The following is a 13,727-nucleotide window of genomic DNA, read 5'->3' as shown; positions in this document are numbered from 1 at the left end:
CACGTTAACCCGCGAAAAATAGTTAATTTCCTGCTGAAACCAGATGCCACGCGGCTCTACCCGCTGTTTCAGCGATTTCTATCTGTCTGATTTTGCCGATAAAAAGTAGCGTCGCCCCTTTTACGCTGCTATAGGCTTAATAGCTTTTTATCCATACCTGAAAAAAATGGGCGGCGTGCAATCCGCCTGCACAACAAACAACAGGGAGATCGAGAATGCAAAATGGTTCACTGGTCAGACGCGCCGGACTCGCGCTGCTGGCCATCGTGTGTGTGCTGGCGCTGCTGGTCTGGGGCCTGGGGATCGATACGCTGCGCGCGCGCCGCGTCGACCTCATCTACCTCGGTCAGCAGCATCTCTTTCTGGTTTTCTGGTCGATGCTGTTCGCGCTGCTGGTCGGTATTCCCAGCGGCATCCTGCTGAGTCGTCCTTTTGCCCGCCGCTGGGCCGAATATGCGATGCAGATCTTCAACGTCGGCAATACGCTGCCGCCGCTGGCGGTGCTGGCGCTGGCGATGGTCGTACTGGGGATTGGCGAAAAACCGGCGCTGTTCGCCCTGTTCCTCGCCTCACTGCTGCCGATTGTGCGCAACACCTATTCCGGACTGAGCGCGGTGCCGCCTTCCCTGATTGAGGCGGCGAACGGTATCGGCATGACCAAATTTCAGCGCCTGCGTCAGGTTGAATTGCCCAACGCGTATCCGGTCATGCTGGCCGGCATTCGTATCGCCACCGCCATTAACGTCGGTACCGCACCGCTGGCGTTTCTGATCGGCGCCAGTAGCTACGGCGAGCTGATTTTCCCCGGCATTTACCTTAACGATTTTCCCACGCTGATCCTCGGCGCGGTCGCCACGGCGCTGTTCGCGCTGCTGCTCGACATGCTGCTGGCGGCGCTGGGCCGCTTTCTCAGCCCGCATGCGGCTTAACAGGGAGAATGATAATGACGACGCTGACGCGCTGGTTCAGACGCACCGCTGTGACTCTCGCCGCGACGCTGGCATTCAGCCAGGCGGCGCAGGCTGCCGCCCCGCTGGTGATGGCGACCAAAAGCTTTACCGAACAGCATATTCTTTCTGCCATGACGGTGATGTGGCTGCAGAAGAAAGGCTTTCAGGTGATCCCTAAACGTAATATCGCCACCACCATCGGCCGCAACGCCATGCTCAATAAACAGGTGGATATGACCTGGGAGTATACCGGTACCTCGCTGATCATCTTCAACCATATTAACAAGCCGATGTCCTCTGACGAGGCGTATCAGACGGTGAAAGCCCTCGACGGCAAGCTGGGACTGGTCTGGCTCGACCCGGCCCCGATGAACAATACCTATGCGTTCGCCATGCAGCGCACGCGCGCCGAGAAAGAAGGCATCAGCAGCATGTCGCAGCTGGTGGCGAAAATCGAACAGGTGCGCCAGCGCGACCCCGACCATAACTGGCGGCTGGGGCTGGATCTGGAATTTTCCGGCCGCTCCGACGGCATGAAGCCGCTGCAGACCACCTATAACCTGACGCTGGATCGGCCGCAGATTCGGCAGATGGATCCCGGCCTGGTCTACAACGCGGTGCGCGATGGCTTTGTCGATGCGGGCCTGGTCTATACCACCGACGGACGCGTCAAGGGTTTCGATCTCAAGGTGCTGGAGGATGACAAGCACTTCTTCCCCAGTTACAACGTCACGCCAGTGGTGCGCAAGGATGTGCTCGACAGCCATCCAGGCCTGGCTGAAGCGCTGAATCAGCTTTCACCGCTGCTGACCAGCGAGGCAGTTACCGAACTGAACAAGCGCGTCGACATCGATCATCAGTCGCCTGAGCAGGTTGCGCGCGACTTTCTCAACGCTAAAAAGATGCTGTAAGGCGGCCATATGGATACCTTTCACTACATTATCAACAACTGGAGCAGCCTGCTGGCGCTGACCTGGCAGCATACCTGGCTGGTGCTGGTAGCGGTCGGCTGCGCTATCGTCGCCGGCGTGCCGCTGGGCGTGCTGATCGTGCGCGTCAGATGGCTGGCCGCGCCGGTGCTGGGCATCGCCACCGTGGTGCTGACCATTCCGACTATCGCTCTCTTCGGCCTGATGATACCGCTCTTTTCGCTGATCGGTCAGGGCATCGGCGCGCTGCCCGCCATTACCGCAGTATTCCTCTATTCGCTGCTGCCGATTGTGCGCAACACCCATACCGCGCTGGAAAATCTGCCGGACGGCCTGCGCGAGGCGGGACGCGGCATCGGCATGACCTTCTGGCAGCGGCTGCGCTGGGTAGAGATCCCTATGGCGCTGCCGGTGATTTTCGGCGGCATTCGCACCGCCGTGGTGATGAATGTCGGCGTGATGGCGATCGCCGCGGTGATTGGCGCCGGCGGCCTTGGCCTGCTGCTGCTCGACGGTATCAGCGGCAGCGATATTCGTATGCTAATCGCTGGCGCGCTGATGATCTGCCTGCTGGCCATTATTCTCGACTGGCTGCTGCACCGTCTGCAGTCGGCGCTGACTCCTAAGGGGATTCGATAATGATAAAACTGGAAAACCTGACGAAAACCTTTACCCAGAAAAACGGCACCAGCATGACCGCCGTCGATAACGTCAGCCTGCATGTGCCACAGGGCGAAATGTGCGTGCTGCTCGGCCCGTCGGGCTGCGGCAAGACCACCACGCTGAAGATGATCAATCGCCTTATCCCCAGCACCAGCGGCAAGATATACATTAACGGCGAGGATACCAGCACCCAGGATACCGTTACCCTGCGCCGTAATATCGGCTATGTGATCCAGCAGATCGGCCTGTTCCCCAATATGACGATTGAAGAGAACATTACCGTGGTGCCGCGCATGCTGGGCTGGGACAAGAAACGGTGCCGCGAACGCGCCACCGAGCTGATGAGCATGGTGGCGCTCGATCCCGCCAAATTTCTCCACCGCTACCCGCGCGAAATGTCGGGCGGCCAGCAGCAGCGTATTGGCGTGATCCGCGCGCTGGCGGCGGATCCGCCGGTGCTGTTGATGGATGAGCCGTTCGGCGCCGTCGACCCGATTAACCGCGAGGCGATCCAGAACGAGTTTCTTGATATGCAGCGTCAGCTGAAGAAAACCGTGATGCTGGTCAGCCACGATATTGATGAAGCGCTCAAGCTCGGCGACCGCATCGCGGTGTTTGGTCAGGGGAAAATCGTGCAGTGCGCCAGCCCGGATGAGCTGCTGGCCAGCCCGAAAAATGATTTCGTCGGCTCTTTTGTTGGCCAGGACCGCACGCTGAAGCGCCTGCTGCTGGTGCAGGCGGGCGACGTCACCGATCAGCAGCCCACCATCACCGTAAAGCGCGCCACGCCGCTGGCGGAGGCGTTCGCCCTGATGGATGAAAACGATATGCGTTCGGTGACCGTGGTGGATAACGACGGCAAACCGCTCGGCTTCGTCAAGCGCCGCGAAGCGCGCCACGCCAGCGGCAACTGCGACTCCTTGCTGCACACCTTCCGGGTAACCGCCAGGGCGGAAGAGAACCTGCGCGTGGTGCTCTCTAAGCTCTATGAGCACAACACCGTCTGGATGCCGATTGTTGATGAAGATGGCCGCTACAGCGGAGAGATTTCGCAGGATTATATCGCCGACTACCTCAGTTCCGGCCGCACGCGCCGCCGCCTGAATCCATAACTTTCCTGCAACCGCCTGCGGAGGCGAGCGGCACCGGCGCATACCTCATGGCGCCGGGGCCGTACTCTTTTCTACAGCCCTTTTTCCACCGCTTCGCCCTGCGGCAAAGCAACAGCGCGCGGCTCGCTGGGCAGCACCAGATTCAGCAGGATCGCCAGCACGCCGCCGGTGGTGACCGCATGGCCAAAAATCTGACTCACCAGCGGCGGGAACTGCTTCAGCACGTCCGGCACCGCTTCGACGCCCAGCCCCAGACCAAAAGAGACCGCTACAATCAGCATCTCGCGACGCCCCAGCGGGGTTTGGGTCATCACGCGGATCCCGGCGGCCACCACGCTGCCGAACATCACCAGCGTTGCCCCGCCCAGCACCGGCGGCGGGATCTGCTGCATCAGCGCGCCCACGGCGGGAAACAGCCCGAGCAGCGCCAGCATCGCTCCCATCACCATGCCGACATAGCGGCTCGCCACGCCGGTCATCTGAATCACGCCGTTATTCTGCGCAAAGGTGGTGTTGGGAAACGCAGAGAAAACCGCCGCCAGCACGCAACTCACGCCGTCGGCGCAGATGCCGCCCTGCAGACGACGCTGAAACTGCGGGCCGCTGATCGGCTGCTGCGACAGCATACAGTTGGCGGTCAGGTCGCCCACCGCCTCAATCACTGAAATCACCGACACTAGCGCGATCGGCAAAAAAATGGTCCAGTCGAAGGCGAAGCCGAAACGGAAAAAGCCCGGCAGCGCCAGCCAGCCCGTCTCCGGTAGCGGCTTCAGCACCAGCGTGCCGCTTAGCGCCGCGGCGAGGCAGCCAACGGCAATACCGGCGATCACCGCGATCAGCCGCGCCCAGCGATTGCGCATCCGGTTCAGCGCGATAATCACCAGCAGCGTCAGGGCGCCGAGCGCCAGGTTGCCGGGCGCGCCGAAATTCACAGCGTTATGCCCGCCCGCCCAGTCGGTGATACTCACCTTAATCAGGCTGATGCCGATCAGCGTTATCACTGTGCCGGTCACGACCGGCGTCAGCACGCGGCGCAGCTGCGCAACGCAGCGGCTAATCAGCAGCGGGATCAGCGCGGCGACCAGCGTACAGCCGAAGATCATCGCCATAATATCCTCCGGCGAACCACCGCGGCTTTTGACGATCATCCCACCGGAAAGGATGACGCCGAGAAAGGCGAAGCTGGTGCCCTGCAGGCAGATCATACCCGCGCCAATCCCCGCCACCCGCCGCGCCTGAAGAAAGGTGCCCATACCGGAAACCAGCAGCGACATGCTAATCAGATAGGGAATATAGGCCTGCAGTCCCAGCACCGAGCCGATGATCAGCGGCGGCGTGATAATGCCGACCACGCTGGCCAGCAGATGCTGTAGCGCGGCGAAAAACGCGGGCGCTGGCCTGATGCGCTCGTCCAGCCCGTACAGCAATGCTTTCTCTTCTGAATGCGACATAATCGTGCTCCGGCAGTCTTGTGATTAACGCTGTTAATGCATTTATCACGCCACGCGCGCGGGCAGCGAAAGGCTGAAAAGATAACTCTTTGATCAAGAAGGAGTTAAAAACCGGAAGCGCTGCGCCGAATCCTGAAACCATCGATTCACCCGCAGCGGCTTTGCAGCATAATGTTTCATTCTCAGGCGATCTTTGCACCTGAATCGGGCAGTGCGGCGATGCCCATCGAAGAGAGATCGAGATAACCGGCCAGGTCGCGCTGTTCGGCGCGCGGCAGATAGGGCAACTCCCCCAACAGCGGCGCATCGATGCTGTCGCGCAGCACGTCGATCAGTTCGGCATAGTGCGCCAGGCCGGGGTTAATGCGGTTTGCGACCCAGCCGGCCAGCGGCAGGCCGTCATGCGCGATCGCCTCGGCGGTCAACAGCGCATGGCTGAGACAGCCCTGCTTGATGCCCACCACCAGCACCACGGGAATCTGGTGCTGCGCGACCCAGCCGGAGAGCGGCTTCGCATCGTTCATCAGGCTGCGCCAGCCGCCGGTGCCTTCGACCACGACGCAGTCGGCCTGCTGCTCCAGACGTTGCAGGCTTTGACTCAACAGCGGATAGTCCATGGGCCTGCGTGGCCGAATGCTGACTTCATCTTCTTCGTAAATCAACGGGTTGATTGCGTCGTATGGCAGGGTAACTGTCGAACTGCTCTGCAACACCAGCGCATCTTTACTGCGCAGGCCCTCCGCGCTGCGCACGGCGTTTCGAGCAACCGGTTTGAAACCGACTGCGCTCAGGCCAGCGCGGGCGAGATACTGCAGAAGCGCGCGCGAAACAACGGTCTTCCCTACAGCGGTGTCAGTGCCGGTAATGAACAGATTTTTCACCCCACTCCTCCTCAACGTAACGGTTTTGTTTTACAAAAAAGCAAAACCTATTGTAAGGAGTGCGGGCAGCAGGCGGCTTGCGTTAGCGCAAAGTTCAGTCGCGCTTAACCTTGTAACAGCTTCACCAGCAGATAGCCGCTGTAGAGGGCGTCTTTGATCAGGGCTGCCGCGCCGAGGGTGCCCGGCTCGCGGAACTCCGTGGGCGCAAGCTGAATCGCTTCGCTGTAGGCGGGCAGCGCCTGCTGGCGGATGGTGCTGCTGACGGCGGGAAAAAGCACTTCAGCGGCCTCGTTAAGCGGCGAGCCGATCAGAATATGCTGCGGGTTGAAGATATTGACCATCATCGCCAGCATCCGTCCGACATGATGCCCAACGCCCGCAATGGCGTCGCGCGCCAGCCGATCGCCCTGCTGGGCCGCCACACAGAGCGTCTCCAGCGTCAACGGCTGCTGGTGGAGCACGCTGTCGGGCTGAGCGGCAAGACGCTGCGCCGCCAGCGCCAGCAGGCTGCCGGTGCTGGCGACCGTCTCCAGGCAGCCGTGATTGCCGCAGTAGCACTGCTGACCGTAGGGATCGATCTGAGTATGTCCAATCTCCACCAGCGCCCGCCCGCTTTTGTGCAACAGCTGACCGCCGCTAATCACGCCTGCGCCGACGGTGTCGTCAATCACAATCTGGATCACGTCCTGCGCGCCGCGCGACGCGCCGAACAGCGACTCCGCCAGCGTCCAGGCGGAGATATCGTGCTGAACGAAAACTGGCACGCCGGTGCGCTGCGCCAGCGTATCGCCCAGCGGTATCTCGCGCGCATCGTAGCCCGGCAGCCGGTGCACCACGCCCGAGGCGGCGTTAATCAGCCCGGGCAGCGTAATGGCAATCGCCGTCAGCCGTTCCAGCTTGCGCTGGTGGCGCATAAAAAAGGCGTCGACACGATCGATCAGCGAGGTCAGCAGCGGCTGCTGCGCTTCATCAGGCAGCGGCGAAGACTCCTCTACCAGCGCGCGGCTGCTGAGATCGCGCAGCGTCAGGGTCAGCGCGCCATGATGCAGGCGCACCGCGAGATAGTGCCAGGCGAGCGTGTCGAGGATCAGGCCGATGGCCGGTCGGCCGCGCGAGCCCGGCTCCTGAAATTCCGTCTCCTGCACCAGATGAGCGTCGAGCATTTCACGCACGATCTTGGTGATGCTGGCGGGCGCCAGCTGCGCCAGTCGGGAAAGTTCGATACGCGAAATCGGACCGTAGAGATCGATCAGGCGGTAAACAACGCCTGCATTAGTCTGTTTGATCTGGTCAATATGGCCAGGCTGACTATCCAGCTTCACGCCCTGTGCTCCCGGTTATTTTCGCGCTTCTAAATAAACAGCGACTATGGTGAGGCAGATTGCGTCTGAGCGTCAAATATTTGATTTGAAATGTGATTTACAGCACATAAAAACCAGACTTTGCTTAAGGTCTGGCCCTTATTTTTGCGCTTCTGGCGACAGAAGCCGCATCATATTGCGCATCTGCATCGACGGCTCGCGCTCGCCCGACCAGACCAGCCACACTTCCGACAGCGCATCCTCCTCCTTCAGCGGCAGCCAGACCACATCGGCCAGGCGCGCGCGCGCGAAGGACGCCGGCAAAATCGATACGCCGAGGCCGGTGGCCACCAGCCCGAGGATAGTCATCGCCTCGCCCACCTCCTGCATGATGTAGGGCGTGATCTGATAGCGGCGCAGCAGGCTGAGGATTTCGCCGTGCAGCGCCGTGCCGCCCTGCGGATCGAAGAAAACGAAAGGCTCGTTCGCCAGGGCGCTGACAGAGATGGTTTCCGCGTCCGCCAGCGGGTGCGCCCAGTGCACCACCGCATGCAGCGGTTCGCGCAGCAGCAGCTGATGACGCAAATCGGGCGGCAGCGCGGTGTTGCGCATCACCCCCAGATCGAGTCGTCCCTCATGCAGCGGCGCAAGCTGCTGCCGGGTGTTGATCTCCTGCATCTGGATATGCACCTGCGGCCAGCGCTGGCGAAACTGATAGAGCGCGTCTGAAACCAGACCGGTAAAGGGCGCGGAAGAAGTAAAGCCGATGCGCAGCTCGCCCTCTTCGCCGCGCTCCAGCCGCGCCGCGCGACTGGCCGCCTGCTCGACCTGCTGCAAAATCGCCCGCGCGTCGTTAAGGAACTGTTGCCCGGCCGGCGTGAGCTGAACGCTGCGATTGGTGCGGGTAAACAGCTTCGCGTCAATCTCCTGCTCCAGCTGCATGATCTGCTGGCTGAGCGGCGGCTGAGAGATGTTGAGCCGCTGTGCGGCGCGGCCAAAATGGAGCTCTTCGGCGACCGCGAGAAAGTAGCGCAGGTGTCGCAGTTCAATATTCATATTTTAAACATATCAATTGAGATTATTAATATATTAGACAACCTATTAGCGCTTTCCTAGAGTAGACCTACTCTTTTCAGCTGAGGATTCAACGTGCGTCGCTCTTCTCAGGCGGTTACGCTCGACGACGGCGAGTTAGCCGATTCGACGGCGGTCTCACCCGCGGCATCATCCGTATGGATCAAACGCGGCACGCCGCAGTTTATGCGCGTTACGCTGGCGCTCTTTTCCGCCGGTCTGGCAACCTTCGCGCTGCTCTACTGCGTACAGCCTATCCTGCCGGTGCTGTCGGCGCAGTTCGGCGTATCGCCCGCCGAGAGCAGTATTTCACTCTCGATCGCCACCGGGCTGATGGCGCTAGGGCTGCTGGTGACCGGCCCGCTTTCCGACGCCGTGGGTCGCAAGAACGTGATGGTGACGGCGCTGATGCTGGCGGCGATTTGCACCCTGATTTCCGCCACCATGAACAGCTGGCAGGGCATTTTGCTGATGCGCGCCCTCACCGGCCTCTCGCTCAGCGGCGTGGCCGCCGTGGGCATGACCTACCTCAGCGAAGAGATCCATCCCAGCGTAATCGCGTTTTCTATGGGGCTCTATATCAGCGGCAACTCCATCGGCGGCATGAGCGGCCGCTTGCTGAGCGGCGTGCTGACCGACTTCTTTTCCTGGCGCGTCGCCACCGCGGCAATTGGCTGCTGCGCCCTCGCTTCGGCGCTGATGTTCTGGCGCATTCTGCCTGCGTCACGCCATTTTCGTCCGGCGTCGCTGAAGCCGCGCAGCCTGATGATTAACTTTCGCCTGCACTGGCGCGACGCTGGACTGCCGCTGCTGTTCGCCGAAGGCTTTCTGCTGATGGGCGCCTTCGTCACGCTGTTCAACTATATCGGCTACCGTCTGCTCGGCGCGCCTTACCATCTCAGCCAGGCGGTCGTCGGCCTGCTCTCTGTAGTCTATCTGACCGGATCCTGGAGTTCGCCGAAGGCGGGCGTGCTGACGATGAAGCTGGGACGCGGTCCGGTGCTGCTCGGCGCGACGGCGCTGATGCTGGCGGGCCTGCTGCTGACCGCACTGAGCGCGGTGTGGTGGATTTTCGTCGGAATGATGCTGTTTACCGCCGGCTTCTTCGCTGCTCACGCGGTCGCCAGCGGCTGGATAGGCCCGCGCGCGCGTCGTGCCAAAGGTCAGGCATCGTCGCTCTATCTTTTCAGCTACTATGTTGGCTCCAGCGTAGCCGGTACGCTTGGCGGCCTGTTCTGGCACAGCTACGGCTGGCCTGGCATTACCCTCTTTATCTCCGCGCTGCTGCTGCTCGCCCTGCTGGTAGGCTGGCGTTTGCAGCAAAAACAGCTCTGACGCCGCATGGCGCTCACTAAAAAGGACGCAGCTGCGTCCTTTTTCGCCTGTTGCCCCTGAGTCTGCTGACTAATTAGGGCCATAAAAAACAAAGTCGCCAATCCTCGCTATAATCCCTCTCACTCCAACAATAAATGTACTTTTTTTTACAGCAATGAGGATGTCCCAATGGGCCATTACTACTACGTTTCTAAAATTTCTGGCTATAACGATAACCATGTGGTGCACGCCGCAGGCTGCCAGTATCTTCCCCCGCTAGAATCCCGCCTGTTTCTTGGCACTTTTTACACCGCTAACGCCGCGATTCAGCAGGCACGCAAGTATTACCCCGGATCGCTGGGTTGCGAAGCGTGCTGTCCGCTGCCGGTAAAAAAAAACCTGAGGGCACAGAATAGCGTGGCACTAAAGCATATCGCCTGACTCTGATTATGCTGGCCTCGCCGCGGAGGTCAGCAAAGCGTTGCGCCGTTGCGCCAGTTTGTTAAGATTTCTCCTCTCTTTCCAGTAAGGTAGAGCTCTTCTTCCTGATGCCTGAGCAAACTATGCGCGAAAAATATGCCGCTTCACAAATTGCCCTTCACTGGCTGACCTTTCTGCTGGTGGCGCTGGCTTACGCCACTATCGAACTGCGCGGCTTTGCGGAGCGCGGCTCCTGGCAGGGCTACGCAATGATTATTACCCACTTCAGCGCAGGCTTTACCGTCCTGCTGCTGATGCTGGCGCGTCTTTTTTTGCGCACGCGCCATCGCACGCCGTCGATCACGCCGCCTATCGCCCGCAGGCAAACCGGCCTGGCGCATCTGGTGCATACGCTGATCTATGCGCTGTTTATCACCCTGCCGATTCTGGGCCTCACCTCGCGCTATCTGCGCGGGCGCGACTGGTGGCTGTTCGGCATACCGATGCCGGTGGCGAGCGAACCCAATTTCGATCTCTCCGACAGCCTGATCGACTGGCATGAAACGCTGGCCCCGCTGGGATACTGGCTGATAGGGCTGCATGCCGCGGGCGCGCTGTTTCATCACTATTTTCTCAAGGACAATACGCTGAAACGGATGATGCCGGGCAAAACGCCGCGCGGATAACCCTTGTTTATCGCCCGCAGGCCGGGCGATAAAAAACTTTCAGGAATAAAACTGCGTTTCACCGTTCCCCTTACCGTGCAATTCCCTCACAATGGTCAATAATTGTGACGCAAGTCACTTTCGTGGATGTGAAAACCGCATCTTTTTGCCGCTGCTCTGACTGATTTTATTTTCATGCAATCAACTACTGTATCCCGTAAAACGGCCTGGCTACGCGTGGTGCTGCTGGCTATCGCCGCCTTTGTTTTCAATACCACCGAATTCGTGCCTGTCGGCCTGCTTTCCGATATCGGCGCCAGCTTCAGCATGAAAAGCGCCGACGTAGGCATTATGCTCACTATCTACGCCTGGGTCGTGGCGCTGCTTTCGCTGCCGCTGATGCTGCTGACGCGCAATATCGAGCGGCGCATCCTGCTATCGGCGCTGTTCCTGATTTTTATCGTGAGCCATGTGCTGTCGACCTTCGCCTGGAGCTTCGCCTCGCTGGTGCTGTCGCGCATCGGCATCGCCCTGGCGCATGCGGTGTTCTGGTCGATCACCGCCTCGCTGGCGATTCGCGTCGCGCCCGCCGGTAAAAAGACCCAGGCGTTAAGCATGCTGGCGACCGGCACCGCGCTGGCGATGGTGCTGGGCGTGCCGATTGGCCGCGTGGTAGGACAATATCTGGGCTGGCGCACCACCTTCGGCATGATTGGCGCCTCCGCGCTGGTGCTGATGGTGCTGCTGGCGCGTATCCTGCCGCGTCTGCCGAGCGAACACACCGGCTCGCTGAGCAGCGTGCCGATGCTGTTTCGCCGACCGGCGCTGGTGAGTATGTATCTGCTGGTGACGCTGGTGGTGACCGCGCACTACACCGCCTACAGCTATATCGAGCCGTTTATGCAGTTTGTGGCGAATGCGGATGAGAACTTTACCACGCTGCTGCTGCTGCTGTTCGGCTCCGCCGGGATTCTGGGCAGCGTGCTCTTTAGCTCGCTGGGCAATAAGTTCCCCTCCGCGCTGCTGATCGCCGCGATAGCGATTATCACCCTCTGCATGGGGCTGCTGATTTTCGCCGCCGTTCGTCCGGCCGCGATTGCGACGCTCTGTATTCTGTGGGGTATGGCGATGATGATGATCGGCCTGGCGATGCAGGTGCGCGTGCTGTCGCTGGCGCCGGATGCCACCGACGTGGCGATGTCGCTGATGTCAGGCATCTATAATATCGGCATCGGCGCGGGCGCGCTGCTGGGCAATCAGGTCAGCGAGCATTTGAGTATGGGGGATGTGGGTAATATCGGCGGGCTGCTGGGGCTGGTCGCGCTGTTCTGGTGTATCGCTATCTTCCGCAAATATCCGCAGTTGCGCAGCAACGGATAAAAAAAGGGCGTCGGAACCTGGTTCCGACGCCCTTTTTCTTAATTAAGGCTGGCGGCTGTGCCAGACAGCCTGCTCGCGCCAGAGGTCGAAGCGATGGGAAAAGGCTTTACGCGCACGTTGTCCTGCTTTCCCGACAGCTGCTGCTCCAGCGAAATCAGGCTGCCGCTGCCGCTAACGTTAACCGCTGCGGCCTCTGTCTGGTAATAAGGCGCAGCCTCAAGCTGCTGCGCCGCCGCGCTGGCCAGGGAAACCGTGCTGAGCAGCGCTGCCATAACGACGTACTTCACGCTTTTCATCCTCTCTCTCCTTCTCTCCGACGCCGCTGACTTACTGATAAATCACTGCGGTGCCGTGCAGGTTGTTCTGACCGGAAGTCGAGGTGATGCGGAAAGATTTCGCGCCTGCGGCATCCGCTTTCGCGTTCAGCTGCGCTTCCAGTGAATCCAGGTTAGTGCCGCCCTGCGCGGAGATGGTGCCTACCGGGGTCTGGTGCAGCGGATCGCTGACAACCTGGTCTGCTGCGAATGCGCCAAAAGTCAGGGTGGTAAGGGCCAGAGCGGCCAGGGTCAGTTTGGTGGTTTTCATGATATCGGCTCTCATATTCGGGTGTGATAAAAGGTGTCGTTAAATTAATTAACGATCGTTAAACAAATAGTAGAGCATGGTGCGACCCTGCGTCAATATTTTTTTATCGATCGTTATTTTAATGTGGAAGAGGCGTGAGTATGGGCTGCAGCGCCCTTTTCCACTTAACCATATGGGGGAAAAGCAGGCGGCAACGCACAAAATGCCAACCCACTTTTACGGGCGCGCTGGCTGGCTTGCATATTTTCTTAATGATCGGTAATTTAATAGGGTGTTTTTCAGACGTGAGGATCTATGAGCCAGCAATATGATGAAGTCCTGAAAAAATGTCGCGGCCGACCAAAAACCTTCGACCGGGACGCGGCGCTGGACAAAGCCCTGACGCTGTTCTGGACCCATGGTTATGAAGGCACCTCTCTCTCCGATCTGGTTGCTGCCACCGGCGCAAAAGCGCCGACGCTCTACGCCGAGTTCGAGAATAAAGAAGGCCTGTTTCGCGCGGCGATGGAACGCTATATCGAGCGCTTTAGCGCTGAACGCAACGCCGCGCTGCAGGATGAGAGTAAATCGGTAGCTGAAGCGATTGAAGGCTGGTTTCGCGCTACGGCGGCCTGCTTTACCAACTGCGATACGCCGGCGGGCTGCTTCTTTATCTGTACCTCTACCGCGCTCTCTTCGTCATCAAGCGAGATCGCCCATATGCTGCGCCAGCAGCACGACGCGCAGCAGCAGACGCTGCTGGATTTTCTCACCGCCCGTCAGCAGCGCGGCGATATTCCGGCGCAGGTCAATATTCTCTCTCTGGCGCGCTATCTCGCCTGTATGCTGCAGGGCATGTCGGTGCGCGCGCGCGAAGGCGCGCCGAAAGCGGATCTCGATAACATCATCGACACGCTGATGGCGATGTGGCCGGCGCTCACCGGTCAGTGCATGAAGCAGCGCTGAATATTTTGCGCTATGAAGTAATCAGGGCGGGAATGTTCCCGCCCTGCTCGTTTGCCA

At 60.0% G+C, this 13,727-nt stretch carries 15 protein-coding genes; 9 read left to right on the top strand and 6 right to left on the bottom strand.

Going from position 1 to position 13,727, the window contains the following annotated elements:
* The first annotated feature begins 215 nt into the window (after positions 1–215).
* Genes osmY through osmV form a run of 4 tightly spaced genes read left to right on the top strand, consistent with a single transcriptional unit; the run spans position 216 to position 3,654 of the window.
* The gene (gene osmY / locus B3229_RS18945; RefSeq protein WP_048786842.1) at positions 216–929 is read left to right on the top strand and encodes an osmoprotectant ABC transporter permease OsmY; all 714 of its coding nucleotides are present in this window, start codon (positions 216–218) and stop codon (positions 927–929) included.
* A gap of 14 nt (positions 930–943) precedes the next feature.
* Positions 944–1,861, top strand: a complete 918-nt coding sequence (locus B3229_RS18940; RefSeq protein WP_048786840.1) for a glycine betaine ABC transporter substrate-binding protein — start codon at positions 944–946, stop codon at positions 1,859–1,861.
* A gap of 9 nt (positions 1,862–1,870) precedes the next feature.
* Positions 1,871–2,518 (top strand): osmoprotectant ABC transporter permease OsmW, encoded by a 648-nt coding sequence (gene osmW, locus B3229_RS18935; protein ID WP_033747177.1) that lies wholly within the window; start codon positions 1,871–1,873, stop codon positions 2,516–2,518.
* Positions 2,518–3,654, top strand: a complete 1,137-nt coding sequence (osmV, locus tag B3229_RS18930) for an osmoprotectant ABC transporter ATP-binding protein OsmV (protein WP_286873355.1) — start codon at positions 2,518–2,520, stop codon at positions 3,652–3,654. The genes osmW and osmV overlap by 1 nt, the downstream gene beginning before the upstream one ends.
* A 71-nt stretch (positions 3,655–3,725) precedes the next feature.
* Here the strand turns inward: osmV and B3229_RS18925 are convergent, their stop codons facing one another.
* The 4 genes from B3229_RS18925 to B3229_RS18910 form a co-directional block, all read right to left on the bottom strand.
* On the bottom strand, positions 3,726–5,105 hold the full coding sequence (locus B3229_RS18925) for a nucleobase:cation symporter-2 family protein (RefSeq protein WP_286873352.1): 1,380 nt from the start codon (positions 5,103–5,105) through the stop codon (positions 3,726–3,728).
* Between the two features lie 182 nt (positions 5,106–5,287).
* On the bottom strand, positions 5,288–5,986 hold the full coding sequence (gene bioD, locus B3229_RS18920; RefSeq protein WP_096073157.1) for a dethiobiotin synthase: 699 nt from the start codon (positions 5,984–5,986) through the stop codon (positions 5,288–5,290).
* Positions 5,987–6,090: 104 nt separating this feature from the next.
* Complete coding sequence (gene mlc / locus B3229_RS18915; RefSeq protein ID WP_048781351.1) at positions 6,091–7,308, bottom strand: sugar metabolism global transcriptional regulator Mlc; 1,218 nt, start codon at positions 7,306–7,308, stop codon at positions 6,091–6,093.
* 138 nt (positions 7,309–7,446) lie between these two features.
* Entirely contained in the window at positions 7,447–8,343 is an 897-nt protein-coding gene (locus tag B3229_RS18910; protein ID WP_286873345.1) for a LysR family transcriptional regulator, read from the bottom strand.
* Positions 8,344–8,436: 93 nt separating this feature from the next.
* Here B3229_RS18910 and B3229_RS18905 point away from each other — a divergent pair, with 93 nt between their 5' ends.
* The 4 genes from B3229_RS18905 (at position 8,437) to B3229_RS18890 (ending at position 12,140) form a co-directional block, all read left to right on the top strand.
* Positions 8,437–9,696: an MFS transporter gene (locus tag B3229_RS18905; RefSeq protein WP_286873343.1), complete on the top strand. Its 1,260-nt coding sequence runs from the start codon at positions 8,437–8,439 to the stop codon at positions 9,694–9,696.
* Between the two features lie 168 nt (positions 9,697–9,864).
* Positions 9,865–10,116 (top strand): hypothetical protein, encoded by a 252-nt coding sequence (locus B3229_RS18900; RefSeq protein WP_048781354.1) that lies wholly within the window; start codon positions 9,865–9,867, stop codon positions 10,114–10,116.
* 122 nt (positions 10,117–10,238) lie between these two features.
* On the top strand, positions 10,239–10,781 hold the full coding sequence (gene cybB / locus B3229_RS18895; protein ID WP_286873339.1) for a cytochrome b561: 543 nt from the start codon (positions 10,239–10,241) through the stop codon (positions 10,779–10,781).
* A gap of 174 nt (positions 10,782–10,955) precedes the next feature.
* The gene (locus tag B3229_RS18890) at positions 10,956–12,140 is read left to right on the top strand and encodes a sugar transporter (protein ID WP_048781356.1); all 1,185 of its coding nucleotides are present in this window, start codon (positions 10,956–10,958) and stop codon (positions 12,138–12,140) included.
* A gap of 38 nt (positions 12,141–12,178) precedes the next feature.
* On the opposite strand, the gene B3229_RS18885 is transcribed toward B3229_RS18890, so the two are convergent.
* A complete protein-coding gene (locus B3229_RS18885) occupies positions 12,179–12,436 on the bottom strand; it encodes a hypothetical protein (protein WP_033747155.1) in 258 nt (85 codons plus the stop codon).
* A 31-nt stretch (positions 12,437–12,467) separates the two neighbouring features.
* The gene (gene bhsA / locus B3229_RS18880; RefSeq protein WP_286873334.1) at positions 12,468–12,725 is read right to left on the bottom strand and encodes a multiple stress resistance protein BhsA; all 258 of its coding nucleotides are present in this window, start codon (positions 12,723–12,725) and stop codon (positions 12,468–12,470) included.
* A gap of 294 nt (positions 12,726–13,019) precedes the next feature.
* On the opposite strand from bhsA, the gene B3229_RS18875 reads away from it, so the two are divergent.
* Positions 13,020–13,670, top strand: a complete 651-nt coding sequence (locus B3229_RS18875; RefSeq protein WP_286873331.1) for a TetR/AcrR family transcriptional regulator — start codon at positions 13,020–13,022, stop codon at positions 13,668–13,670.
* The last annotated feature ends 57 nt before the right edge of the window (positions 13,671–13,727 follow it).

The organism is Pantoea sp. UBA5035 (assembly GCF_002415245.1).
GTDB lineage: Bacteria > Pseudomonadota > Gammaproteobacteria > Enterobacterales > Enterobacteriaceae > Pantoea > Pantoea septica.
This window is presented reverse-complemented; position numbering and strand designations above follow the sequence as displayed.